The following is a 22,820-nucleotide window of genomic DNA, read 5'->3' on the forward strand; positions in this document are numbered from 1 at the left end:
GGCGCAAGTCTATCAAATCGCGCCCGCTGACCCGAGCGGGCGGGTGTCCGTATCCGATTGTGCCGCCTCGGGAAGGCGCGCCACCAGCATGACGTTGGCGAAGGGCTTGCCTTCGCTCATCGGCTGCGAGTCGACGGTGAAGCCCAGCCCTTCGAGGAGCGCCCGCCATTCGGAGAGCGGGCGGCACCAGAGCCGCGGCAGACGGTGGCCGCGCACGAAGGTCACGACCTGGTCGACCCAGTTGCTGATGCGAAAGGGCAGCCCCCCGTTGGCGTCGCCGATGCGCAGGATGAGCCGCCCGCCCGGCGTCAGCGCCGCGCGCACCCGGCGCAGCACGTCGTGCTGGCGTGGCGGGTCGATGTAGTGGAGCACGTCGAGGATGGTCACCACGTCCACCGTGCCGAAATCGCACGCGCAAATATCCCCGAGCTCGATGCGCGCCAGCGGATGGGCGGCGCCGAGCGCCTGGTGGGCGCGCGCCACGTCGCGCGGCATGAGCTCGATGCCGCGCAGGGTCGCGATGCGCGGCGCTTCGGGCCAGCCCGCGGGCCAGTGGCCCGCTTCGTAGAGGCGGCGGGCGGCGAGCAGCCACGAGGCGAACACCGCCTGGCCGCAGCCCAGATCGAGAATACGCCCCCCCGAGGGGATCAGCCCCTGGCGCAGCAGGCTGCGGAAGATCGGGTCGGTGCCGAGCTTGCCGCGGGCGAAGTGGTAGGCGAACTTGCCGCCCGGGCGGTAAGGCTCGGTTGCCGCATCGAGCAGGGTGGCGAGGAAAGTCTGGCTCATGGCAAGGGCGAGGAGTCGGTGGTGGGAAGCGCCGCGCGCAGCGTGACCGGGCGCAGCCCGGCTTCGGCACAGGCGGCGAGCACGCGCGGCAGCGCCTCGAGGATGACCGGGGTGCCGCGGGCGCTGCGGGCGGCGTTGCCGTCGTGAAGGAGCAGGATGTCGCCGGCGGCCAGCCGCCCGGTGAGTCGTGCCACCACTGCCCCGGCGTCGCCGTTGCGGGTGTCGAAGGCGCGTCGCGTCCACGCAGCCAGGGTGAGGTCGAGGCGCGCGAGCACCGGTTCGAGGAAGGGGTTGCGCAGGCCGGCGGGGGCGCGGAAGAAGCGCGGCGTCTCGCCGCAGAGCTCGGCGAGGGTGGTCTGCGCGGTGCCGATCTCGTGCGCGAGCGCGCGCGGGCCGAAGAGCGAGAAGCGCTTGTCGTGTGCCTCGCTGTGGTTTTCCACGGTGTGGCCGCGGGCGACGATCTCGCGCGCGAGCGCCGGGTGGCGGCGTGCTGCGCGGCCGATCACGAAGAAGGTGGCGCGCGCGTCGTAGCGATCCAGGCAATCGAGCACGTGTGGCGTCACCACCGGATCGGGGCCGTCGTCGATGGTGAGGGCGATCTCGCCGCGCGCCGCAGCGGCCGGCGGCAGCCGCGTCCAGTTGGGCCCGAGGAGCCGGCTCCTGGGCCACAGCCCGGCAGCGGTCAGCATGCCGTGGTTGGCGGCGAGTGCGCCGATCGCCCACGGCCACGCCTCCGGCCGCCACGCGAGGCCGGCCGCTGCCGCGGCGTGCAGCACAGCGGAGAGCCGGATGAGGGGTGTGGGTTGCCAGGGACGGGGCATGACTCAGGACGGTCGCAGGTCGGGTGCCGGACGGCTGGCGGTGATCGCCGAGAACACGAGGGCAAGAATCGCGCCCGGGCCAACCGTGGTGCCGATCGCCTGCAGCACCGGCACCGAGGAGAAGGCCAGCAGCCCGAAGCCCGCCACGGTGGTGAGGGTCGCGAAGAGCATGGAGGCGAGCGTGCGCGGCGTGGGGCCGGCCGCGCCCGCGGCCCGGTCGAAGAAGAGTGCGTAGTTGGAGCCCACCGCGACGATGAGGAGCAGTCCCACCAGGTGCAGGATGGTGAGCGTGACGCCCGACAGCAGGAGCCCGGCCACGACCGCCAGCACGGCCGCGGCGAGCGGCGTGAGCACACCCGCCACCCGGCGGGCCGAGCGCAGGGTGAGAGCGAGGAGGGCCACGATCGCCGCCAGACCGGCGAACGCGAGCAGCCGCGCCTCCTGCAGGTAACCGGCGTACAGGCGGTCGGACTCCCCCTTGGTGTCGACGAATACCGCCTGCGCGCCGTCGTTCGTGGCGAGCGCGGCGCGTACCCGCGCGGCGTCGATCGCGCGCGCGCCCCCGTCGGGTGCGGTGAGCGGCAGGAGCGCGCTCCAGTGGCCGTGCTGGCGTACCAGCAGCGAATCGGCGGCGAGCGCGAAGCTCGTGCCTTCGAGGTCCTCGCGGGTGAGCGGGGCGCGCCGGCGCGCGGCCTCGACTTCGGCGAGAAAGGGGGCGAGCCGCTCCGCGGAGAGCGGCAGCCCGGCGGTCGCATCAGCGAGGCGCGTCGCGAGGAGGCCGGCCTCGGGCAGGCTCGCGCGGCGTGCGAGCTGGGTCGCCTGTGAGGGCAGGTAGTGGGCGGGGCTTTCGTAGCCGCCGAGGACCCCTTCGCCAAGCAGCGGCTCGAGCCGCCCGCCCACCTCTTCTGCGCCGGCGAGCGCCGCCTCGCGGTCGGGCGCGCTCACCACCACGACGTAGCGCACGTCGGGCGCGCCCAGATCGGCGCGCAGGGCCTGATCGAGCGCCTGCGCGGTTGTCGGTACCGGACTCAGTGCCGCGAGCTCGTGGTTCCACACCCGGTCGCGATGGAGGTGGATCGCCGCCGCCGCGGCGAGCGTGAGGGCGACGAGCGGCCAGCGCAGGCGGTGTGCGCCGGCGACCAGATGCTGCAGGCGTCGCCCCAGGGGGCTCACGTCGCGGATGCGGAAGCCGGACGGCAGGAGCGCCGGCAGCACGAAGCGTGCCGTCGTCGCCGCCACCACGAGTCCGGTGACCGAGTAGAGCCCGAGCTGCGCGAGACCGGGAAAGCCCGAGAAGAGCAGCGCCGCGAACCCGCAGATGGAAGTCATCACGCCGAGCCGGATGGTGGGCCAGAAGGCGGGGCGTGCGTCGTGCCCGTCCTCGCCGGCGGGGTCATGCTGGACGAAGAGGTAGATGGCGTAATCGACCGCCTCCCCGACCAGGGTGGTGCCGAAACCCAGGGTGATGCCGTGGACCATGCCGAAGCCCAGGCTCACCGCGGCGACCGCCGCCACTGCGCCGGTCACCACCGGCAGCAGTCCCAGCACGAGGGCGGGGAGCGAGCGGTAGATGAAGAGGAGCAGGGTGACGACGATGGCGGTCGACAGCAGCGCGAGCCGCGTCACCTCCCCCCTGATCGTGGCGCGGGCGTCGACCGCGAAGACGCCGGGGCCGCTCATCACCAGGGACAGTCCGGCTGCTGCCGCGCCGTGGCGCGTGGCCTCGAAGGCGCTGCGCACCGCGGCGATGGCCGCTTGCTGGGCGTCCATGTCCGAGCCCGCGGCGCGGGTCTGGACGAGCAACAGTGCGCGCTCGCCGTCGCGTGAGGCCCATGCGCCTTCGGCCTGCGCGGGGCGGGCGCCGGCCTCGAAGCGCTCGACGAGCGCGAGCATCTCGCCGGTGGGGTCCGCCGGCAGCAGCGACTTGGTGAGCATCCCGAGCGGCGAGGCGAGCAGCGCGACCGACTCACCGATCGCGGCCTCGAGGCCCACCGCGGTGAAGCGCTCGGGGGCGACCGCCGGGCTCAGCAGGTAGCGGTTGTGGTAGAGGAGCTTGCGGTCGTGTTCCTCGTGCACCGGCTCGCCGTTGGCGACCATGCCGAAGGCGGGATCCGCCCGCAGGCGCTGTGCGAGGGCGCGCGACGCGTCGGCCCGTGCCTTCGCGTCGCCGCCCTCGATGGCGACGAGCAGCAGGCGCGAGACCATGCCGTCGGTGAGCTGGTCGACCAGCAGCTGCTGCTCGGCGGTCGGGGTGCGCGGCAGGAAGGCGGACAGGTCGGCGGTGAAGCGGGTCTGGGCGATCACCGCCACGCAGGCGACGAGGAGCGTGACCCAGGCGGCGAGCGCCGCGGCGCGACGCGGTCTCATCGGGTGGGCACCGCGTCGCGGATCGTCATCACCGAGCGGTCGCCGTCCGCCAGCAGGACTTCGATCTCGGAGAGGGTGGCGTCGCTGCCGCGAATGGTGATGCGCAGCACCCGCTCGGCCAGCTTCGGGTCGCGCGGCAGGAGGCTCAAGGTCCAGCGCGCGCGCGCGCCGGAAAGATGCAGCGCGTAGGTGCGCTCGAGCGCGGCATGATCGCCCGCGAGGGTGCTGCGGATGCTGTCGACGAAGGCTGCCGCCTGCGGGTAGTCGGCGAGCCTCACCACCTGGCGGCGCGCCTCGCGTGTGACGGTGAGGGTGTCGCCGTCCAGCACCAGCGACTCGGGGCGCGGTGCCTCGGTGATCTTCTCTAGCCGGTCCGGGGCGCGAAAGCGCAGCACGCCGGAGGACAGGACCGGTGCAGCGAGGATGGCGAGATGCTTGCTCTCGCTGAAGCGGGCCTCGCCGCTGCGCTGCTCGGCGAGCCGGTGCATGAGCGCGACCAGATTCCATTCGGCGCCGAAAGCGGCAACCGGCAGCAGGAGAGAGGCGGTGAGGGCGAAGAGACGGCGGATCATGCGGCGTCGGAGCGGCGAGGGTCGGGCACACCCTGCCAGAAGTCGAAGAAGTTGAACCAGTTGTACGGCGCCTCGCGCAGGTAGTGCTCGAGGCGCGCCGCGTAGCGGGCGATCGCCTCGCGCTGCACCGCCTCGCGGCTGTCGCGTCCCACTGCGGAGAAGTCGGCGAGCGGCTCGAAGTGGATGTCGTAGCGGTTGCCGCCGCGGTACAGGCCGAGCATGAGGAACACCGGCCGGCGCAGCATCGCCGCCATGCGCCACGGACCCGCGGGAAAGGCTGCCGGCGCACCGAGGAAGTCGACCGCCACGTTTGCATCGCCGCCCAGCCCGCGGTCGCCCAGCATGCCGATGATCATGCCGTCCTCGAGCCGCGCCTTCACCTGCAGCATCGAGTCGAGCTGCCCGAGGGGGATGATGTCCTGGGTCGCGGCCGGGTTGATTGCGGCCAGCGCCTCGTTGATCTTCCGTGCGTTGTCCTCGTACATCACCATTGCCACCCGCATGCCCGGCTGCTGGCGGCCGACGGCACGGATCACCTCGAAGCTGCCCATGTGCGCGCCCATCAGGAGGACGCCTTCGCCGCGCGCGACCTGCTCGAGCAGCAGCGTGGCGCCGTGCACCCGGATGTCGAGGAGGTCGAAGCGCTCGTTGAGCAGGTAGATCCGGTCGTGCACGGTGGACGCGAAGGCGTGGATATGCCGGAAGAGCTCGGCCATGCGTGGGGCGCGGCCGAGGCGCCGGGTGAGGTAGGTGCGCGAGGCGCGCCGCGCCGTGGGGGCGAAGAGGAGGAAATAGCCCGCGATGAGGGCGAGCACGACGCGTCCCGCGCGGCGGCCCAGGGCGAGCGAGATCCAGGTCATGAGCCGCAGCGTCGCCGCGTTGCTGCGCTCGGGGCGCCGGGCCCACTCAGCGTGCGCGGCCTTGGGGGAGGGTGGCGGCGAGCTCACCGCGAGGCCTCCGAGACCCGTCGTCCGGATGGCGCCTCGGCCGAATCCGGGGGCGGCGACGAAAGCATGCACGGCGGTGCAACGAGCATCGCCGTTACCGCATGCCATTGCATCCCATCCGGGCTGCAAGGTTGTATGGATCTCATGCGTTCGGGCCGAACGTGCGTACGGTGCCGGTGGCCACCGTGCCGGCCCCGGCGAGCACGTCGAAGCGCCACGTGCCGCTCGGCTGCAAGGTGTGGCGCAGGGTGAGGGGGGTGCCGGGGCCGACCGGGCACAGGAATTTGGCCGAGGCGATGTCGCAGGCCGTGGCCGGCCATCCGGTGGCCGCCTCCAGCGCCTCGAGTGCCCAGGCGAGCAGCACCACGCCGGGCAGGACGGGGCGGCCCGGGAAGTGCCCGGCGAAGGCGGGGTGGTCCGGCGGCACGACGCGGGTCGTCTCGTGGATCACGCGGCGCCTCCGCCGAGCAGTGCGGCGAGTGCTGCGCGCGGCAGCTTGCCGGTGGCGTTGCGCGGCAAGGCGTCGGCGAAGAGCAGCGGCCGCGGCAGGAACACCGGATCGATGCGCTCGCGCAGCGCTGCGAGCAGGTGCGAGCGGTCGAGCCCGGGCGCCACCACCACCGCGGTAAGCCGTGCGATGCCGTCGCTGTCGTCCTCGTCGGGCAGGAAGAAGCTTCCGTCCACCACGCCCGGGATGGCGTTCAGCTGATGGTTGAGGAAGCCCAGCGAAGTCCGCTTGCCGGCGACGTTCACCAGGTCGGCGGTGCGCCCGTGGAGCAGGAAGCGGTCCGCGGCGGTGGGCTCCACCACGTCGGTGAGCGGTGTAGGTGCCTCCACGTGGCCGCCGTGGGCGATCGCCCGGCCGTCCTCCATGCTCAGGCGCACGCCGGGAAAGAGCTGCCACTCGGCGGTGAGCGCGGTGCGGCGGGTGGCGGTCTGGCCCGTCTCGGTGCAGCCGTAGATCTCGATCAACGGGCAGCCGAGGCGCGTCTCGACGTCGACCGCGAGGTTGGCCGAAAGCGGCGCGGTGGCCGAAACCAGCAGGTCGAGGGGCGGAACGGGTAGCTCGGCCGAAAACAGCGTGCGCAGATGGAAGGGGGTTGTCACCAGCACCCGCGGGGACGGGATCGCCTCGAGCGCCGCGACGATGTCGGCCGGGTAGAAGGGGCGTGCGCCCCAGAACGAGCCGCCCGCGAGCAGCGAGATCAGCACCGTGGACTCGAAGCCGTACATGTGCTGCGCCGGCACCGTGCCCACCAGCGCGTGCGGGTGCACAAGCATGCCGAGGCGCTCGGCTTCGGCGCGGACATTCTTCACCAGCGCGCCCCAGCGCTTGGCGTGTGGCACCGGCGCGCCGGTGGAGCCGGAGGTGAACACCCAGGCCACCAGCCGGTCGGGCGGCAGCGTAGGGACGGGGCCCGCGTCCTCGGCCGGCGCGAGCTCCGGCCAGGCCATCTGTAGCAGCGCGATGTCACAGGGGAAGCTGTCGGTGAGGCAGAAGGCGTCCGGCGCGAAGTGCCTGAGCTGGCGCACCGTCTCGGGCGTGTGGGTCGAAGGCAGCAGGCTCACCTTGCCCGCGAGCAGGCTTGCTGCGAGGCCCACCGTGAACCGGTAGCGGTCGGCGCACACGTTGAGGACGTGGCCGCCGGCCGGCATCAGGGCCGCGACCCGCCGCGCGTCGGCGAGAAAGCGCGCCGCGCTGATCGGCCCGTCGGCGCGCCACGCGAGTGGCGCCTCGAGCGAGGCATGGGCGAGCAGCGGCAGGGCGTGGGCTTCGGGCGTGGGGCTCATCATGCCCCCGCCGGGCTACGTGGCCGCGGCTCGAACGTGCGAAGGCGTGGAACAGGATGTTTCATCGGTCGGAGGGGGTGGCGGGGGCGCTGCTGCGCCAGTAGGCGCGCACCGCGTCAAGCACTCCGCTGCGGTCCTCGGGCGGCAGCACGCACCGGCGTACCGCGTACTCGGCGGCGAACATCAGCGCCACCAGCGGCAGCGTCAGCAGGTTGGCGAAGGCCGACCACACGGTGATTGGCGCGAAGGCGAAGAGCAGCACGGAGGCTGTGCTCATGAGCGCGAAGAAGAGCGACCACGCCACCGTGATCTGGCGGGTGTAGCGCTCGAGGCGGGGGCTCAGCTCGGGGTGGACGAGCGCCGCGAGCCCGGTGCACATCGGCTTGCGGCCGTGCCCCAGGGTGCGCCCGAAGGCCACGCCCAGCAGCGCGTTGGTGCCCACGTGCTGCACGAAGTAGAGCCAGCCGACGTTTTGCACGAGTTGTGGCCACACCGCGGTGAGCCCGGCTGCGGCGAGCGCGAGCAGCGCCAACATCGCCGGCCGGTGCGGCGAGCGCCAGGCGAAGGCGGTGGCGATGGCCGCGAGCGGGGACAATCCGAGCAGGGCGCCCCAGGCGGACGACGCGACCAGCGCGCTGGTGTAGTGCGCCGCCGCCGCCCAGGCGACGACCGCCACTGCGATTGCCGCGGTGCGCGCGGCTTCCCGGATGTTCATCGCGCTGCCCCGGCGCTCCGCAGCCCGGATGGCGTGCAACGGAACCCGGGGCAGGCGGGCGGTCGCCCGCCGCCGTTCCCGGATTCCGCCGGAACGTCACCCAGCCTACCCATTTGCAGCCTGGAATTGCTCAGGGTCGGCACCGGCCGGCTCATTGCGTGCGGTGCGTGGCGATGTGCTCGGTGAGGGTGCGCAGCGAGGTAAAGATGCGCACGTTGTTCTCGTCGTCGGCGCGCAGCTGGAAGCCGTAGCGCTTGGACACGACCAGCGCTACCTCCAGGATGTCGATGGAGTCAAGCCCGAGGCCATCGCCGAACAGCGACGCGTCGGGGTCGATCTCCCCGGGCGCGGTCTCGAGATTAAGCGCTTCCACGACGAGGCCGGCCACTTCCGACTGGAGTGCGGCGAGCTGTTCAGGGGCGAGCAGGGGATGGACGTTGGCGTTCATGAGCGGACAGGATCTGGCAAGGAACTGAATTCTAATGGGCGCGGAACGCGAGTACGGCGTTGCTCCCGCCGAAGGCAAAGGAATTGGAGAGCGCGGCGCGCACCGGCAGGTTCTCGGCCCGGGCGGCGATGTGGCGCACGCCGGCGCAGTCGGGATCGAGTGCATCGAGCCAGGCCGTGGGCGGAACGGCACCGCGGCGCATCGTGAGCACGGTGACGATGGCCTCGACCACCCCGGTGGCGCCGAGCATGTGTCCGTGCATGGATTTCGTCGCGCTCACCGCGACGCCGGCCGCGCGGGGGCCGAAATAATCCCGGATCGCGGCGATCTCGGTGGGGTCGCCCTCGCGGGTGGCGGTGCCGTGGGCATTGATGTAGTCGATCTCCTCGGGTGCGAGCCCGGCGTCCTCCATCGCGAGCGCGATGGCGCGCCGCTGTCCGGCCGCCTCGGGCCGCACCAGGTGGGCGTGGTCGCAAGTGCTGCCGTAGCCGGCGAGCTCGGCGAGGATGGTGGCCCCGCGCGCGAGCGCGTGCTCGCGTTCTTCCAGCACGAGGGCGCCGGCGCCCTCGGCGAGCACGAGGCCGGCACGCTCCCGGTCGAAGGGCCGGCAGGCGCGCGGCGCACTCTCGGCATCGCCTGGCGCGAGCACCCGCAACGCCTCCCAGGCACGCACCACGCCGTAGGCGTGCGGCGCGTCCGAGCCGCCGGCGAGCATCACCTCCGCCGCTCCGGCCCGGATGCGGCGAAAGGCCTCGCCGATGGCGATCGCCGACGAGGCACAGGCCACGGTGTAGGACAGGCAGGCGTTGGCGAGCCCGAGCAGGATGGCGGCGTGGGAAGCGGCCGCGTTGTTCATGCCCAGCACCACCGACAGGGGCGACACCCGCGGGCGGCCGGCGAGCCACAGCTCGCGGTAGCCGCGCTCGTAGGCGAGCGTGCCGCCGAGCGCTGTGCCCCAGGCTACGCCGCAGTGCGGCTTCTCGCTCCGGTCCCCGGGGTCGAAGCCGGCGTCGCGCCAGGCGTCGAGTGCCGCGACGGTGCCGAGCTGGGCGAAGCGATCCATGGTGCTGGCGAGCGCGCGGCCGAGCAACGCGTCGACGTCGAGGGCCGCACAGCGCACCGCCGGAATCGCGAGCGGACGAGGCACGTCGTCGGTTTCGTACAGGCGGACTGCGGATTCGCCGGCGAGCAGGCGCTCGAAGAAATCGGCCGCATCGCCGCCATAGGGGCTGACGAGGCCGACCCCGGTGATGACGACGCGCCGTCCGCTCATGCCCGCTCCGCTCAGCGGCCGCTCAGGCCGTCGATCAGGGCGACGAGCTCGCCGACCGTCCTGGGGGCCTTGATGTCGCGCGGCAGCGGCGTGCCCAGCCGCTCCTCGAATTCGAACATCAGCTCGAGCAGCATCAGCGAATCGACACCGAGATCGGCGAGCGCGGCGGGGGGCTGCACCTCGCCGGGGGGCACTGCGAGGCGCTCGTCGAGGAATTCGCGGATGATGGCAAGACTGTCCATGCTGCTCGTACGGTATCGCGGGCCGGGATCGGGTGGGAGCGTTCTGTGGGGCTACTGCGGACTGAAGGATGGGCCGCGAAAGAGCGTGAGAAACCAGGAGCCACCACTCGCGCAATCGAGTGAAACAATTATAAACATATTATTGTGATTAATATGGTTGCGCCCTGCAAGAAGCAAAAGTCATGCCCGCAGATTGGCGCCCGAACTCTGGGCGCGTGCGTGGACGAAGAGGCCTTCGCTGTAGAGCTTCAGTCGGTACTGTTTTTCGGTGCACTTCGCGCACCGATAGCCCCGCTTCGGCCTGCGCACCTCCGTGATCGTGGCCGGTGCGGCTTCTCCTGGTGGCCGATTGCGATGTTCAATCGAGCGCTTTCTCCCCCGCGTAGAGCTCGGCCACGGTCTCGCGCGCGCGCACCAGGTGCGCGCTGCTGCCGTCGACGATGACTTCCGCGGCGCGCGGCCGGGTGTTGTAGTTCGAGCTCATCGTCATGCCGTAGGCGCCGGCCGAAAGGAGGGCGAGGAGGTCGCCCTCGGCCACCGCCAGGCTGCGGTCGTGGGCGAGGAAGTCGCCGCTTTCGCAGATCGGGCCGACGATCTCGTAACGCTGCGCCGCCGTCGCGCGCGGCGCCACCGCCACCACTTCGTGCCAGGCGTCGTACAGGGCGGGGCGGGCGAGATCGTTCATCGCCGCGTCGACGATGGCGAAGTTCTTTGTCTCGCCCGGCTTCAGGTATTCGATGCGGGTCAGCAGCAGGCCGGCGTTGCCGACCAGCGAGCGTCCGGGCTCGAAGCACAGCTCCTGCGGGCAGCCCTCGAAGGCCTCCAGCAGCGGGGCGAGGTAGTCGGCGACGGTGGGCGGAGCCTCGTCGCGGTAGCGGATGCCGAGGCCGCCGCCGAGGTCGACGTGCCCGAGCGCGATGCCGTCGGCGGCAAGCCGCTCGACCAGCCCGCGCACTTTGCGCGCGGCCTCGGCCATCGGCGCGGGGTCGAGCAGCTGCGAGCCGATGTGGCAGGCGACGCCGGTGACGCGCAGGTTGGGCAGCGCCGCGGCGCGCCGGTACAGCGACAGGGCGTCGGCGAAGGCGACGCCGAACTTGTTGCCCTTGAGGCCGGTGGAAATGTAGGGGTGGGTCTTCGGGTCGACGTCGGGATTGACCCGCAGCGCGACCGGGGCGCGGGTGCTGAGTTCGCCGGCCACCGCGTCCAGGCGTTCGAGTTCGGCGGCCGACTCGACGTTGAAGCAGCGGATGCCGGCCTGCAGGGCCTGGCGCATTTCGGCACGGGTCTTGCCGACGCCGGAAAACACCACCTTGCCGGCTTCGCCGCCGGCCGCCAGCACGCGTGCCAGCTCACCGCCCGAGACGATGTCGAAGCCGGCGCCGAGACGGGCGAACACCGACAGGATGCCGAGGTTGGAGTTGGCCTTCACGGCGTAGCAGACGAGCGCGCGGCGTCCGGCGAGGGCCTCGCGCCAGCTGGCGAAGGCGGCTTCCAGCGCGGCTTTCGAATACACATAGGTCGGCGTGCCGAAGCGGGCGGCGAGGTCGGCGAGGGCGAGGCCTTCCAGCCACAGCGCGCCGTCGCGCGCCTGCAGGGTGGGGATCGGCGGGAATGGGAGCGCTGCGGCCGGGGTGTGTGCGGCCGGAATATGCGGGGCAGGGGTGTTCATTCGATCAGGGGTTCGGAAATCAGGTCCGGCGGGATGACGGGTTTGCTATGATCGGCGCCCGGTTCCGGCTGGCCGGGGGTGCCGGGCGCGGGGAGGTAGAGCGGACCCTTGATACCGCAGGCCGTCAATAGCGCGCAGGCAAGCGCGATCGCAGGAAGTTTGGCTCGCATCGCCGTCGTTCGCAAAAAACCGGAATCCTAACAGAAGGAGTCAGCATGGAAGAGTCTGCATTCAATGCCCTCGCGGAGGCCGAGCTCGCCCGCATCGAACATGCGCTGGAAGACTGCGGCGTCGACATCGACATCGAGCCCAAGCCCGGCGGCGTGCTCGAACTCGAATTCGACAATGGCACGAAGATGATCCTCAACCGCCACACCGCGGCGCGTGAAATCTGGGTCGCGGCCAAATCGGGGGGCTTTCACTTCCGTCCCGAAGGCGGGCGCTGGGTCAACACCCGCGACGGCACCGAGCTGTGGACGATGCTCGCGGCGCTGCTTGGTGCGCAGGCGGGAGAAGCGGTCGATCTGCAGCCGCCGGCCTGAGCTGGCGGTGCAGGGTACGCCCTGCGCTCAGCGCCGGATCGGTACCGGCGCACGCTCCTCGACCGGTGCGGGCGCCTGCGCCGGGCGGGGCAGCGGGCGCGGAGCGGGAAACGCCGGAATCGCCTCCTCGGGGGCTTCCATCGGGGCGTGGATGACCTGCCGGGGCTTGTCGTCGGCGAACAGCTGTTCGAGCCAGCTCGGCGCCGGCGCCGGCTCGGGCGGGGCGTATTCGGCGTAGTGGTAGTCCTGCCCGTTGTGCAGGCCGTTGTCGACCAGGATCAGGCCGTCGGGGCGCGGGCGCTGCACTTCGGGGACGCCTTCGAGCGCGCTGCCCATATAGTTGATCCAGATCGGCAGTGCGGCGGCGCCGCCGGTCTCGCCGCGCCCGAGGTTGCGTGGCTGGCTGTGGCCGACCCAGGCAACGGCGACGAGCTCGGGGTGGTAGCCGCAGAACCAGGCATCGACGTAGTCGTTGGTGGTGCCGGTCTTGCCGGCGAGATCGCTGCGCTTGAGGCTGCGCGCCCGGGTCGCGGTGCCGTGCTGGACCGTGTCGCGCATCATCGAGTCCATCAGCCAGGCATTGCGTGCGTCGATCACCCGCGGTGCGCTGCGACCGGCAACAGGGGGGTCGATGCGGGCGATCAGGCGGCCTTCGCCGTCGTAGATTTCCTTCACCACGTAAGGCTCGATGCGGTAGCCGCCGTTGGCGAACACCGCGTAGCCGGTGGCCATCTCCCACGGGGTCGTCGCGCCGGCGCCGAGCGCCATGGTCAGGTAGGGGGGGTGGCGGGCGGCGTCGAAGCCGAAGCGGGTGATGTAGTCGCGCGCGTATTCGGGCGTGATGCGCTCGAGCAGACGGATCGACACCATGTTCTTGGAGCGCGTCAGCGCTTCGCGCAGCGTCATCGGGCCGGCGTATTTGCCGTCGTAGTTCTTCGGTTCCCAGTCCTGGCTGCCGGTGACGCCGGCCGGGTAGTACAGCGGTTCGTCGGCGAGCACGTCACCGGGGCCCAGCTCGCGTTCGAGCGCAGCCGAGAAGATGAAGGGCTTGAAGCTCGAACCCGGCTGGCGCAGCGCCTGGGTGACATGATTGAACTTGTTGCGGTCGAAGTCGAAACTGCCGACCAGGGCGCGCACCGCGCCGCTGTGCGGGTCGAGCGACACCAGCGCGGCCTGGACTTCGGGTAGCTGGGCGAGTTCCCAGTCGCCCTTGCCGGTGTCGCGCAGGCGCACGATCGCGCCGCGGCGGATGCGCCGGCTCTGCGGCGCCTTGTCGGCCAGCATCGGCGCGGCGAAGCGCAGGCCCTTGCCGTCGATGCGGAGTTCGCGGCCGCGGCGATACACGACGACTTCTTTCGGCGAAGCCTTCAGCACCAGCGCGGCGAGCAGGTCGCCGTGATCGGCAGTGTCGCCGAGCAATTCGTCGAAGCGCTCGGCACCGGTTTCACTCACCGCCAGATCGACGAAGGCTTCCGGGCCGCGGTAGCCGTGGCGGCGGTCGTAGTCGAGCACCCCCTTGCGCAGCGCCGCGTAGGCTGCTTCCTGGTCCTTGCGCGTCACCGTGGTGACGATGCGGATGCCGAGCTCGTAGGCCTGCTCGCCGAACTGCTCGACGGCGATCTGGCGTGCCATCTCGGCAACGTGTTCGCCGCCGGCGACGAACAGGTCCTGCTGGCGGCGCCCTGCGGTGTTGTCGCGCTGCCCCTGCTTTGGGGTGGCGAAGCTCAGGGCATGCTCGTACTGGGACGGGTCGATCAGCCCGGTCTCGAGCATGCGGCGCAGCACGTATTGCTGGCGCACCGCGGCACGTGCCGGGTTGACCACCGGGTTGAAGGCCGACGGCGCTTTCGGCAGCCCGGCGAGCATCGCCGCTTCGGGCAGGGTCAGCTCGTCCAGGTGCTTGCCGTAATAGGCGCGTGCGGCCACCGCGAAGCCATAGGCGCGCTGGCCGAGGTAGATCTGGTTGATGTAGAGCTCGAGGATCTGGTCCTTGGACAGGTTCTGCTCGATCTTGAGCGCGAGCAGGATCTCGTACAGCTTGCGGTTGTAGGTCTTCTCGCGCGTCAGGAAGAAGTTGCGCGCGACCTGCATGGTGATCGTCGACGCCCCCTGGCTGCGGCCGCCGGAAGACAGGTTGGCGAGCGCGGCACGCACGAGACCGAGCAGGTCGATGCCGGGGTGCTCGTAGAAGCGCTCGTCCTCGGCGGCGAGGATCGCGTGCTTGAGTACCGAGGGGACTTCGGCGATGCGCACCACGTCGCGCCGCTCTTCGCCGAATTCGCCGAGCAGGTGGCCGTCGGCGGTATAGACGCGCAAGGGGACGCGCGGCCGATAGTCGGTCAGGGTGTCGAGGGCGGGCAGGTTCGGCCAGGCGAACAGGGCCATCGCCGTGAGCGTGGCAAGACCGAGAATGATCAGCGCGAACAGCGCTCCGACCGGATACAGGACCCAGCGCATGGGCAATCCAGGGGGTGTGGAACGGGCGAGCATTATAGAGGATGCGTCCGGACCCGGCTGTGAGCGCAGATTATCCGCGACAGGCTTCGCTTTACACCCCTCCGGCTTGTTGCTAGCATCCTTGGGTCCGGTCAAGGTGTTGATCGTAACATAAAGAAATTAAAGGGTTTTCTTTGTGATTGATCTCCCGCTCTTCAGCTCGGCGACACGCCAGCTTGCCGGGCTCGATATTTCGTCTTCATCGGTAAAGCTGGTCGAGCTGTCCGGGAGCGACAAGGACGCTTACAAAGTCGAGCGTTACGTGATCGAGCCGCTGCCGCGCGATACCGTCGTCGATGGCAACATCGTCAAGCTCGAACCGCTCGGCGAAGCGCTCAAGCGCGCGTTGCGCCGCTTCGGCTCCGACGTGCGCAACGTCGCCGTCGCGTTGCCGTCCTCGTCGGTGATCACCAAGAAGATCGTCCTCCCCGAAGGCCTGCGCGAAACCGAAATGGAATTCGCCGTCGAGGCCGAGGCCAGTCAGTACATTCCGTTCGCCCTCGACGAGGTCAATCTCGACTTTCAGGTGATCGGCCCGGCGCCCGGCGCGGCGGGAGAAGTCGAGGTGATGATCGCGGCTTCGCGCAAGGACAAGGTCGAGGACCGCGTCGCCGCGGCCCAGGCCGCCGGGCTCAGGGCCGTGATCGTCGATGTCGAATCGCTCGCCACCGAATCCGCGCTCGAGCTCGTGTGCCGGCAGCTGCCGGGCGGCGGCGAGGACCGGGTCATCGCCCTCGTCGACGTCGGCGCGAACGTGATGAACGTCAACATGTTCCGCAACCGCCTGTCGGTGTACACGCGCGAACAGGCTTTCGGCGGCTTCCAGCTCACCCAGGACATTGCCCGCCACTACGGCATGGGCCTGGACGAGGCCGAAGCCGGCAAGCGCGCCGGGTCGCTGCCCGAGACCTACCCGCGCGAGCTGATGCGTCCGTTCATGGACAGCCTCGCGCTCGAAGTGTCGCGTGCGCTGCAGTTCTTCTTCACTTCCACCCAGTACAACCGGGTCGATCACGTCATGCTCGCCGGTGGCTGTGCGCTGATGCCGGGCCTGGCCGAAGTGGTGGCGGCGCGCACCCAGGTTCCCACCCAGATCGCGAACCCGTTTGCCGGCATGATGTCGAGCGAACGGGTGCGCCCGCGCAACCTGCTCGCCGACGCGCCTTCGCTGATGGTGGCCTGTGGCCTCGCGCTGCGGAGGTTCGACGCATGATCCGCCTCAACCTGCTGCCGCATCGCATCGAAAAGCGCCGCCAGCGCCGCCAGCAGTTCTATCTGCTGGCGGGGGCGATGGTCGTGCTCGGCGCGCTGATCGGCTTTGCCGTCCATGCCGTGTACGATCTCCGGGGCGAGCGCCAGGAGGCGCGCAACGCCTTCCTCAAGACCGAGATCGCCCGCCTCGACCAGGACATCGTCGAAATCCGCCGCCTGCGCGAGCAGATCGACGCCATGCTCGCGCGCAAGCAGGTGATCGAAGCCTTGCAGAGCACGCGCGCCGAAACCGTGCATCTGTTCAACGAACTGGCGCTGAGCTTCCCCGAGGGGGTGTATCTGAAGTCGATCAAGCAGGGTGGCCGGCGTGTCACCCTGGCCGGCTTCGCCCAGTCCAATGCGCGCGTGTCGCACCTGATGCGCAACCTCGATGCCTCGGCCTTTCTCGAGCAGCCGGTCCTGATCGAGGCCAAGGCCGCCGCCGAAGAGAACCGCCGGGTCAGCGCATTCACCCTCGGCATCGGCATCGTGCCGCCGCAGGCCGAAGCGCCCGAACCGCCCCGCGGCGGCAAGGGAGGCGCGAAATGAAGCGCCTGCTGTCGCGCAAGGCCTCTGCACCCGCCCCGGTCGCACGCAAGCGCCTCGCCCGTGCCGACCTGCAGCGCCTGGCGCAGGACTTCAAGGACCTGGACCCGAACGACCCCGGCCTGTGGCCGCTCGCGCCGCGGCTGGCGGCGGCGCTCGCGGTGTTGCTCGCCACGGTCGCCGCCTTCTGGTGGTTCGACTGGCGGGGCCAGGCCGAGCGCCTCGAGCGCAGCGCGGCCGAAGAGCTGCAACTGCGCGAAAGCTGGGTGACGAAGAAGCGCCAGGCGGTCAACCTGGACGAGCATCGTCGCCAGCTGGCCGAGATCGACCGCCAGTTCGGCGCGCTGCTCAAGCAGCTGCCCAATCGGGCGGAAATGGATTCCCTGCTGTCCGACCTCAACCAGGCCGGCCTGGGGCGCGGCCTGCAATTCGAGCTGTTCAAGCCGGGAGCGGACCTGGTCAAGGAGTTCTATGCCGAAATGCCGATCGAGATCCGCGTCACCGGCGGCTATCACGAGCTGGGCGAATTCGTCAGCGACATCGCGCGCATGCCCCGGATCGTGACCCTCAACGACATCGCCCTCGAATCGGGCAAGGACGGCCGCCTCGAGCTCGAGGCGAAGGCGGTGACGTATCGCTACCTCGATGAAGAAGAACTGGCGCAGCAGCGCCAGGCGGCACAGGCTGAGCAAGCCGCGCGAGGGAAGAAGAAATGAACAAGGCAGGAGTGCTTGCCGCCTGCCTGCTGCTGGCCGGTTGTGCGGGCGGAAATCAGGACGACCTTCACGTCTGGATGGAGGAGCAGACGCGCGGGATGCGTGGCGTAGTGCGCCCGTTGCCCGAACTGCGGCCCTTTCCGGTGGTGGGGTACGCCGGCGCCCAGGGCGACGATCCGTTCCGCAGCGCGCGCATGCAGCCGCAGCGGGTGTCGAGCAGCAGCGCGGGGCCGGACATGAACCGCCGCCGCGAGCCGCTCGAGGGCCATGCGCTGGAGACGCTGCAGATGGTCGGGGTGCTGACCCGCGGCGGCACCACGCATGCGCTGATCCGGGCGGGTGACACCCTCCACCAGGTGCGCCCGGGCAATTACATGGGGCACGATTTCGGCGTCGTCATCCGGATCACCGAGAATGAGGTGACCTTGCGCGAACTCGTCGAGGACGTTTACGGCGACTGGGTCGAGCGCACCAGTTCGCTGATACTGCAGGAGCGGCAGGAGGCCGGAAAATGAAACACCGTATCGGAATGCTGCTGCTGGCGGCCGCTTGCGCAGGCCTTGTGCCCGCGGCCGCCCTGCGCGCGCAGGAGGCAGGGCAGGTCCAGGCATCGAACAACCGCATCGAAGGGCTGGAAGTGGCCGAGCAGGGCGGTTCGCTGTTTGTCCGGGTGAGCCTGACGGAGGCGCTTACCCGCCTGCCGCCCAGCTTCAGCGTGGCCGAGCCGGCCCGCATCGCGTTCGACTTCGCCGCCACCGCCAACGCCCTCGGGCGCAGCGTGCAAAGCGTCGAGCAGGGCGATCTGCGCAGCGCCAACATCGTCCAGGTCGGCGATCGCACCCGCCTGGTGCTGAACCTGGTGAAGATGAGCCCCTACGAAGCGCGCATCGAGGGGCGCGACCTGGTGATCGCGATCTCGCCGCTGCGCCTTCCGGCGGCGCAGGCGAGCGCGCTCCCGGTGCCCCAGGGCAACTTCGCCGAGCCTTCCGCGGCGGCGGGGGTGGCCGTGCGCGATGTCAGCTTCCGCCGCGGCAGCGAAGGCGAAGGGCGGGTGGTGGTCGACTTGTCGAGCGCCGACGCCGGCATCGACATCCGCCAGCAAGGCGGCAACCTGGTGGTCGATTTCCTCCAGGCGGCGCTCCCCGAGCATCTGCGCCGGCGCTCCGACGTCACCGACTTCGCCACCCCGGTCACGTCGATGAGCACGCAGCAGCTCGGCGACCGCGTGCGCCTGACGGTGACGCCGAACGGTCTGTGGGAACACAACGCCTATCAGAGCAACGACCGCTTCGTGCTCGAAGTCAAGCGCATCGTCGAGGACCCCGGCAAGCTGGTGCAGGGCTCGCGCGGCCAGTTCCAGGGTGAGAAGCTGTCGCTCAACTTCCAGAACGTGGATGTGCGCTCGGTGCTGCAGGTGATCGCCGATTTCACCGACTTCAATATCATCACCTCCGACTCGGTACAGGGCAGCCTGACCCTGCGCCTGAAGGACGTGCCCTGGGACCAGGCGCTCGACATCATCCTCCAGGCCAAGGGCCTGGACATGCGCAAGAACGGCAACGTGATCTGGATCGCGCCGGGCGAGGAGCTCGCCGCGCGCGAGAAGCAGCAGCTGGAAGCGAAGGCGCAGATCAGCGACCTCGAACAGCTGCAGACCGAAAGCTTCCAGATCAACTACCACAAGGCCAAGGAGATCTTCGATTTCCTCAAGAGCAAGGACCAGACCATGCTGTCGGCGCGCGGCAGCGTGGTGGTCGATGAGCGCAGCAACAAGGTCTTCGTCACCGACGTCGGTTCGCGCCTGCAGGCGCTGCGCCGGCTGGTGCAGGAGATCGACGTCGCGCCGCGCCAGGTGCTGATCGAGGCGCGGATCGTCGAGGCGAACAAGACCTTCGCCCGTGACCTGGGGGTGCGGCTGGGCTTCGGCAGCCGTGGATACGCTTCGCTCGGCAATGGGGCGAAGATCGGTTTCGGCAACTCGGAGTTCGTTTCCCTGGTGCCCGATGAGCAGACGGGGGGCGCCAAGATCGACCGCACGGGGGACTTCCCGGTCACCGACATGATGCAGATGGTTGGCGAGTCGGTGAGGGTCGGTGGCGGCGATTTCATGCCGAGCGGATATGGCGCGTTGAATCTGACTCTGTTCAACAAGGGATTGACCCGTTTCCTCAACCTCGAGCTGCAGGCGCTCGAGTCCGACGGCCGGGGCCGGATCGTGTCCAGTCCGCGCGTGCTGACCGCCAACCAGGTCGAGGCCTCGATCGAGCAGGGCACCGAGATCCCCTACCAGGAGGCGACCAGTTCGGGGGCGACCAACGTCGAGTTCAAGAAGGCGGTGCTGTCGCTGAAGGTGAAGCCGCAGATCACTCCCGACGGCCGCCTGCAGCTGGCGATCGAGGTCAACAAGGACCGCCCGCTGTACGAGAACATGCTGCTCGGCGTACCGCCGATCGAAACCAAGAACGTCAAGAGCGAGGTGCTGATCGAAAACGGCGGCACCGTCGTCATCGGCGGGATTTACGAGGAAGAGGAGGCCAGCGGTGTCGACCAGGTGCCGCTGCTGGGCGACATCCCGGTCGTGGGCAACCTGTTCAAGTCGCGGACCACCGTATCCAACCGCAAGGAACTGCTGGTGTTCATCACTCCGCGCATTGTCGCCGACACGCTGACCCTGCGATAAGCCCTCCGCTCTGCTGATACAATGCCGGGGCGGGCCTCCCCAGAGGGGCCCGCCCCTTTTTTCTGGACTTCCGGCGAATCACGCGTGAGCTGTCTGATACTGATCGGCATGATGGGCGCCGGCAAAACCACGGTCGGCAAGGAACTGGCGAGGCGGCACAAGGTGCGCTTCGCCGACTGCGACCACGAGATCGTCGCCCGCACCGGGGTGAGCATCCCGACGATCTTCGAGATCGAGGGCGAAGCCGGTTTCCGCAGGCGCGAGACGCAGATGATCGACGAGCTCACCCGCGAGTCCGACATCGTCATCGCCACCGGCGGCGGGGTGGTGACGACGCCGGCCAACCGTGCGCTGATGCACGAGCGCGGCATCGTCATCTACCTCAACGTGCCGCCGCAGATCCTCTACGAGCGCACCCGCCACGACCGCAACCGCCCGCTGCTGCAGGTGGACGATCCACGTCAGCGCATCATCGACCTGCACCACCAGCGCGACCCCCTGTACCGCGAAGTGGCCGACCTCGTCGTCGACGGCGGGCGCGGCAACCCCGGCACCATGGTGCGGCTGGTCGAGGCCGCCCTCCAGCATTTCCACAAGAGCCCATGCAAACCCTGAACGTTGCCCTCGGCGATCGCGCCTATCCGATCCACATCGGCCGCGGCCTGCTCGGCCGTGCCGACCTCGTCCGCGCGCAGCTGAAGACACCGCGGGTGGCGATCGTCACCAACGACACCGTCGGCCCGCTCTACCTGGGCGGACTGCGCGCCGCACTGGAGCAGGCGGGCGTGAGCGTGAGCGTGGTGAGCCTGCCCGACGGCGAGGCGTACAAGACCTGGGAAACGCTGAACCGCATTTTCGACCTGCTGCTCTCCGAGCGCTGCGAGCGTTCGACCACGCTGATCGCGCTCGGCGGCGGGGTGGTCGGCGACATGGGCGGCTTTGCCGCCGCCTGCTACCAGCGCGGGATGCCCTTCATCCAGATTCCGACGACCCTGCTCGCCCAGGTCGACTCCTCGGTCGGCGGCAAGACCGCGATCAACCATCCGCTGGGCAAGAACATGATCGGCGCCTTCTACCAGCCCCGGCTGGTGCTGGCCGACATCGACACCCTGGCGACGCTGCCCGAGCGCGAACTGGCCGCCGGCCTCGCCGAAGTGATCAAGTACGGCCTGATCCGCGATCCCGACTTCCTTGCCTGGCTGGAAGCAAACCTCGAGCGTCTGCGCGCGCGCGACCCGGACGCGCTGATGTACGCGATCGAGCGTTCCTGCCGCAACAAGGCCGAAGTGGTGGCGGCCGACGAGACCGAGCAGGGCGAGCGCGCCCTGCTCAACCTCGGCCACACCTTCGGCCACGCCATCGAGACCGGACTCGGCTACGGCGAATGGCTGCATGGCGAGGCGGTGGCCGCAGGCACGATGATGGCCGCCGAACTGTCGCGCCGCCTCGGCTGGCTCGCCGCGGACGATGTCGATCGGATCGAGGCGCTGTTCGTGCGCGCGAAGCTGCCGGTGTGGGGGCCGAAGCTGGGCGCGGCGCGCTACCTCGCACTCATGGCTCATGACAAGAAGGTCGAGGCCGGGCGCCTGCGCCTCGTGCTGCTGCACGCGCTCGGTCGTGCGCGGGTGTACGGCGAGGCGGCGCTGAGCGAGATTGCCGCGGCGATCGAGGCCCGCTGCCGCTGAATCCGGGCCGTCCCGGCCGGGCGGCTGCGGGAACACATGGCTCCTGCGGCAGGCCCCCCGGGGAGGCCTCCTGCACAAACGACGGGAACCGCGATCGACTTCGGCCCGGAGGAAAACCGCATGCTCCAGCTCGCCCCCTATGCCGTCACCGAGGCCGCTTCCCGCGGCCGCCAGCACGATGAGCCGGCTCCGCTCGCGCGCGGCCAGTTCCAGCGCGACCGCGACCGCATCGTCCATTCCACCGCCTTCCGCCGTCTCGAATACAAGACCCAGGTGTTCGTGAACCACGAGGGCGACCTGTTCCGCACCCGCCTCACCCACAGCATCGAGGTCGCCCAGATCACCCGCGGCATCGCCCGCCAGCTCGGCCTCAACGAGGACCTCGCCGAAGCCGTCGCCCTCGCCCACGACCTCGGCCATACCCCGTTCGGCCACGCCGGCCAGGAAGCGTTGAACGCCTGCATGAAGGAACATGGCGGCTTCGAGCACAACCTGCAGTCGCTGCGCACCGTCGATCTGCTCGAAGACCGCTACGCCGCATTCGACGGCCTGAACCTGATGTTCGAGACCCGCGAGGGCATTCTCAAGCACTGTTCGCACGCCAACGCGCTGCGCCTCGGCGAGCTCGGGCAGCGCTTCCTCGAGCGCACCCAGCCTTCGCTCGAAGCCCAGCTCGCCAACCTCGCCGACGAGATCGCCTACAACAACCACGATGTCGATGACGGTCTGCGTTCGGGGCTGATCACGCTCGAGCAGCTCGAGGACGTGAGCCTGTTCGCCACCCAGCGCCGCGAAGTCGAAGCGCGCTGGCCGGGCCTGGGCGGGCGCAAGCTGATCAACGAGACCGTGCGCCGGATGATCCAGCTGATGGTGATCGACCTCATCGCCCAGACCCGCGCCAACCTCGCCACCAGTGGCGTAGGGACCCTGGCCGAGGTGCGCGCCGCCGGCCGCCTGGTGGCCTACTCCGACGGCTTGCTGCCGCGCCTGCGCGAACTGAAGACTTTCCTCCACCAGAAGCTGTACCGCCATTACCAGGTGCTGCGCATGACCAACAAGGCGCGCCGCATCGTCACCGAGCTGTTCGATGCCTTCATGGCCGATCCCCACATCCTGCCGCCGCAGTACCAGGCGATGGCACGCGAGGACACGCCGCGCGCGATCGCCGACTACATCGCCGGGATGACCGACCGCTACGCGATGAAGGAGCACCGCCGGCTGTTCGCGGTGGGCGAGATCCACTGAAGCCGCATTGCCGGATGCGGCCGGCGGT

Annotated in this window: 23 protein-coding genes; 9 read left to right on the forward strand and 14 right to left on the reverse strand. The window is 70.0% G+C overall.

The window, feature by feature from the left end:
- Positions 1-12: 12 nt before the first annotated feature.
- From Tchl_RS03650 to lptM, 13 genes are all read right to left on the reverse strand, one after another.
- Positions 13-786: a class I SAM-dependent methyltransferase gene (locus tag Tchl_RS03650; RefSeq protein ID WP_075147196.1), complete on the reverse strand. Its 774-nt coding sequence runs from the start codon at positions 784-786 to the stop codon at positions 13-15.
- A complete protein-coding gene (locus Tchl_RS03655) occupies positions 783-1,562 on the reverse strand; it encodes a polysaccharide deacetylase family protein (protein WP_232311648.1) in 780 nt (259 codons plus the stop codon). Before Tchl_RS03655 ends, Tchl_RS03650 begins: the two co-directional genes overlap by 4 nt.
- Positions 1,563-1,610: 48 nt before the next feature.
- Positions 1,611-3,974 carry an MMPL family transporter gene (locus Tchl_RS03660; RefSeq protein ID WP_075147198.1) on the reverse strand — a complete coding sequence of 788 codons (2,364 nt, stop codon included), beginning with the start codon at positions 3,972-3,974 and terminating at the stop codon, positions 1,611-1,613.
- Positions 3,971-4,546 carry a LolA family protein gene (locus Tchl_RS03665; protein WP_075147199.1) on the reverse strand — a complete coding sequence of 192 codons (576 nt, stop codon included), beginning with the start codon at positions 4,544-4,546 and terminating at the stop codon, positions 3,971-3,973. Before Tchl_RS03665 ends, Tchl_RS03660 begins: the two co-directional genes overlap by 4 nt.
- On the reverse strand, positions 4,543-5,493 hold the full coding sequence (locus Tchl_RS03670; RefSeq protein ID WP_075147200.1) for an LpxL/LpxP family acyltransferase: 951 nt from the start codon (positions 5,491-5,493) through the stop codon (positions 4,543-4,545). Before Tchl_RS03670 ends, Tchl_RS03665 begins: the two co-directional genes overlap by 4 nt.
- A 142-nt stretch (positions 5,494-5,635) precedes the next feature.
- Positions 5,636-5,944: a 3-hydroxylacyl-ACP dehydratase gene (locus Tchl_RS17920; protein WP_075147201.1), complete on the reverse strand. Its 309-nt coding sequence runs from the start codon at positions 5,942-5,944 to the stop codon at positions 5,636-5,638.
- A complete protein-coding gene (locus tag Tchl_RS03680) occupies positions 5,941-7,287 on the reverse strand; it encodes an AMP-binding protein (RefSeq protein ID WP_232311649.1) in 1,347 nt (448 codons plus the stop codon). Before Tchl_RS03680 ends, Tchl_RS17920 begins: the two co-directional genes overlap by 4 nt.
- 58 nt (positions 7,288-7,345) lie before the next feature.
- The gene (locus Tchl_RS03685; protein WP_075147202.1) at positions 7,346-7,999 is read right to left on the reverse strand and encodes a COG4648 family protein; all 654 of its coding nucleotides are present in this window, start codon (positions 7,997-7,999) and stop codon (positions 7,346-7,348) included.
- 151 nt (positions 8,000-8,150) lie between these two features.
- A complete protein-coding gene (locus tag Tchl_RS03690; RefSeq protein ID WP_075147203.1) occupies positions 8,151-8,447 on the reverse strand; it encodes a phosphopantetheine-binding protein in 297 nt (98 codons plus the stop codon).
- Between the two features lie 31 nt (positions 8,448-8,478).
- Positions 8,479-9,720, reverse strand: a complete 1,242-nt coding sequence (locus tag Tchl_RS03695; RefSeq protein ID WP_075147204.1) for a beta-ketoacyl-[acyl-carrier-protein] synthase family protein — start codon at positions 9,718-9,720, stop codon at positions 8,479-8,481.
- A gap of 11 nt (positions 9,721-9,731) precedes the next feature.
- Positions 9,732-9,962 (reverse strand): acyl carrier protein, encoded by a 231-nt coding sequence (locus tag Tchl_RS03700; protein ID WP_075147205.1) that lies wholly within the window; start codon positions 9,960-9,962, stop codon positions 9,732-9,734.
- A 358-nt stretch (positions 9,963-10,320) separates the two neighbouring features.
- A complete protein-coding gene (gene lysA, locus Tchl_RS03705; RefSeq protein WP_075147206.1) occupies positions 10,321-11,631 on the reverse strand; it encodes a diaminopimelate decarboxylase in 1,311 nt (436 codons plus the stop codon).
- A complete protein-coding gene (lptM, locus tag Tchl_RS03710; RefSeq protein ID WP_075147207.1) occupies positions 11,628-11,801 on the reverse strand; it encodes an LPS translocon maturation chaperone LptM in 174 nt (57 codons plus the stop codon). Before lptM ends, lysA begins: the two co-directional genes overlap by 4 nt.
- Before the next feature lie 45 nt (positions 11,802-11,846).
- Between lptM and cyaY the strand changes: the two genes are divergently transcribed.
- Positions 11,847-12,173, forward strand: coding sequence for an iron donor protein CyaY (cyaY, locus tag Tchl_RS03715; protein WP_075147208.1), 327 nt, complete (start codon positions 11,847-11,849; stop codon positions 12,171-12,173).
- A 27-nt stretch (positions 12,174-12,200) separates the two neighbouring features.
- Here the strand turns inward: cyaY and Tchl_RS03720 are convergent, their stop codons facing one another.
- The gene (locus Tchl_RS03720) at positions 12,201-14,630 is read right to left on the reverse strand and encodes a penicillin-binding protein 1A (protein ID WP_075147209.1); all 2,430 of its coding nucleotides are present in this window, start codon (positions 14,628-14,630) and stop codon (positions 12,201-12,203) included.
- A gap of 175 nt (positions 14,631-14,805) precedes the next feature.
- Here Tchl_RS03720 and Tchl_RS03725 point away from each other — a divergent pair, with 175 nt between their 5' ends.
- The 8 genes from Tchl_RS03725 to Tchl_RS03760 all read left to right on the forward strand — a co-directional run bounded on the left by Tchl_RS03725 (position 14,806) and on the right by Tchl_RS03760 (position 22,792).
- On the forward strand, positions 14,806-15,882 hold the full coding sequence (locus tag Tchl_RS03725; RefSeq protein WP_075147210.1) for a pilus assembly protein PilM: 1,077 nt from the start codon (positions 14,806-14,808) through the stop codon (positions 15,880-15,882).
- Positions 15,879-16,469, forward strand: a complete 591-nt coding sequence (locus tag Tchl_RS03730) for a PilN domain-containing protein (RefSeq protein WP_075147211.1) — start codon at positions 15,879-15,881, stop codon at positions 16,467-16,469. Before Tchl_RS03725 ends, Tchl_RS03730 begins: the two co-directional genes overlap by 4 nt.
- The gene (locus tag Tchl_RS03735; RefSeq protein WP_075147212.1) at positions 16,466-17,182 is read left to right on the forward strand and encodes a type IV pilus inner membrane component PilO; all 717 of its coding nucleotides are present in this window, start codon (positions 16,466-16,468) and stop codon (positions 17,180-17,182) included. The genes Tchl_RS03730 and Tchl_RS03735 overlap by 4 nt, the downstream gene beginning before the upstream one ends.
- Positions 17,179-17,697 (forward strand): pilus assembly protein PilP, encoded by a 519-nt coding sequence (locus tag Tchl_RS03740; RefSeq protein WP_075147213.1) that lies wholly within the window; start codon positions 17,179-17,181, stop codon positions 17,695-17,697. Before Tchl_RS03735 ends, Tchl_RS03740 begins: the two co-directional genes overlap by 4 nt.
- Positions 17,694-19,862 carry a type IV pilus secretin PilQ family protein gene (gene pilQ / locus Tchl_RS03745; RefSeq protein WP_198158983.1) on the forward strand — a complete coding sequence of 723 codons (2,169 nt, stop codon included), beginning with the start codon at positions 17,694-17,696 and terminating at the stop codon, positions 19,860-19,862. The genes Tchl_RS03740 and pilQ overlap by 4 nt, the downstream gene beginning before the upstream one ends.
- 84 nt (positions 19,863-19,946) lie before the next feature.
- The gene (locus Tchl_RS03750) at positions 19,947-20,477 is read left to right on the forward strand and encodes a shikimate kinase (protein WP_075147214.1); all 531 of its coding nucleotides are present in this window, start codon (positions 19,947-19,949) and stop codon (positions 20,475-20,477) included.
- Positions 20,465-21,547 (forward strand): 3-dehydroquinate synthase, encoded by a 1,083-nt coding sequence (gene aroB / locus Tchl_RS03755; protein WP_075147215.1) that lies wholly within the window; start codon positions 20,465-20,467, stop codon positions 21,545-21,547. Before Tchl_RS03750 ends, aroB begins: the two co-directional genes overlap by 13 nt.
- A gap of 120 nt (positions 21,548-21,667) precedes the next feature.
- Entirely contained in the window at positions 21,668-22,792 is a 1,125-nt protein-coding gene (locus tag Tchl_RS03760; RefSeq protein ID WP_075147216.1) for a deoxyguanosinetriphosphate triphosphohydrolase, read from the forward strand.
- Positions 22,793-22,820: the final 28 nt, after the last annotated feature.

This window comes from Thauera chlorobenzoica (assembly GCF_001922305.1).
Taxonomy (GTDB): Bacteria; Pseudomonadota; Gammaproteobacteria; order Burkholderiales; family Rhodocyclaceae; genus Thauera; species Thauera chlorobenzoica.

Excerpts from the sequence above, each read along its gene's own strand:
- aroB (WP_075147215.1), top strand. The coding sequence starts at position 20,465 with ATGCAAACCCTGAACGTTGCCCTCGGCGATCGCGCCTATCCGATCCAC.
- Tchl_RS03695 (WP_075147204.1), bottom strand. The coding sequence starts at position 9,720 with ATGAGCGGACGGCGCGTCGTCATCACCGGGGTCGGCCTCGTCAGCCCC.
- Tchl_RS03740 (WP_075147213.1), top strand. The coding sequence starts at position 17,179 with ATGAACAAGGCAGGAGTGCTTGCCGCCTGCCTGCTGCTGGCCGGTTGT.
- Tchl_RS03730 (WP_075147211.1), top strand. The coding sequence starts at position 15,879 with ATGATCCGCCTCAACCTGCTGCCGCATCGCATCGAAAAGCGCCGCCAG.
- Tchl_RS03735 (WP_075147212.1), top strand. The coding sequence starts at position 16,466 with ATGAAGCGCCTGCTGTCGCGCAAGGCCTCTGCACCCGCCCCGGTCGCA.
- Tchl_RS03680 (WP_232311649.1), bottom strand. The coding sequence starts at position 7,287 with ATGATGAGCCCCACGCCCGAAGCCCACGCCCTGCCGCTGCTCGCCCAT.
- lptM (WP_075147207.1), bottom strand. The coding sequence starts at position 11,801 with ATGCGAGCCAAACTTCCTGCGATCGCGCTTGCCTGCGCGCTATTGACG.
- Tchl_RS03720 (WP_075147209.1), bottom strand. The coding sequence starts at position 14,630 with ATGCGCTGGGTCCTGTATCCGGTCGGAGCGCTGTTCGCGCTGATCATT.
- lysA (WP_075147206.1), bottom strand. The coding sequence starts at position 11,631 with ATGAACACCCCTGCCCCGCATATTCCGGCCGCACACACCCCGGCCGCA.
- Tchl_RS03690 (WP_075147203.1), bottom strand. The coding sequence starts at position 8,447 with ATGAACGCCAACGTCCATCCCCTGCTCGCCCCTGAACAGCTCGCCGCA.
- cyaY (WP_075147208.1), top strand. The coding sequence starts at position 11,847 with ATGGAAGAGTCTGCATTCAATGCCCTCGCGGAGGCCGAGCTCGCCCGC.
- Tchl_RS03685 (WP_075147202.1), bottom strand. The coding sequence starts at position 7,999 with ATGAACATCCGGGAAGCCGCGCGCACCGCGGCAATCGCAGTGGCGGTC.
- Tchl_RS03665 (WP_075147199.1), bottom strand. The coding sequence starts at position 4,546 with ATGATCCGCCGTCTCTTCGCCCTCACCGCCTCTCTCCTGCTGCCGGTT.
- Tchl_RS03760 (WP_075147216.1), top strand. The coding sequence starts at position 21,668 with ATGCTCCAGCTCGCCCCCTATGCCGTCACCGAGGCCGCTTCCCGCGGC.
- Tchl_RS03650 (WP_075147196.1), bottom strand. The coding sequence starts at position 786 with ATGAGCCAGACTTTCCTCGCCACCCTGCTCGATGCGGCAACCGAGCCT.
- Tchl_RS03660 (WP_075147198.1), bottom strand. The coding sequence starts at position 3,974 with ATGAGACCGCGTCGCGCCGCGGCGCTCGCCGCCTGGGTCACGCTCCTC.
- Tchl_RS03700 (WP_075147205.1), bottom strand. The coding sequence starts at position 9,962 with ATGGACAGTCTTGCCATCATCCGCGAATTCCTCGACGAGCGCCTCGCA.
- pilQ (WP_198158983.1), top strand. The coding sequence starts at position 17,694 with ATGAAACACCGTATCGGAATGCTGCTGCTGGCGGCCGCTTGCGCAGGC.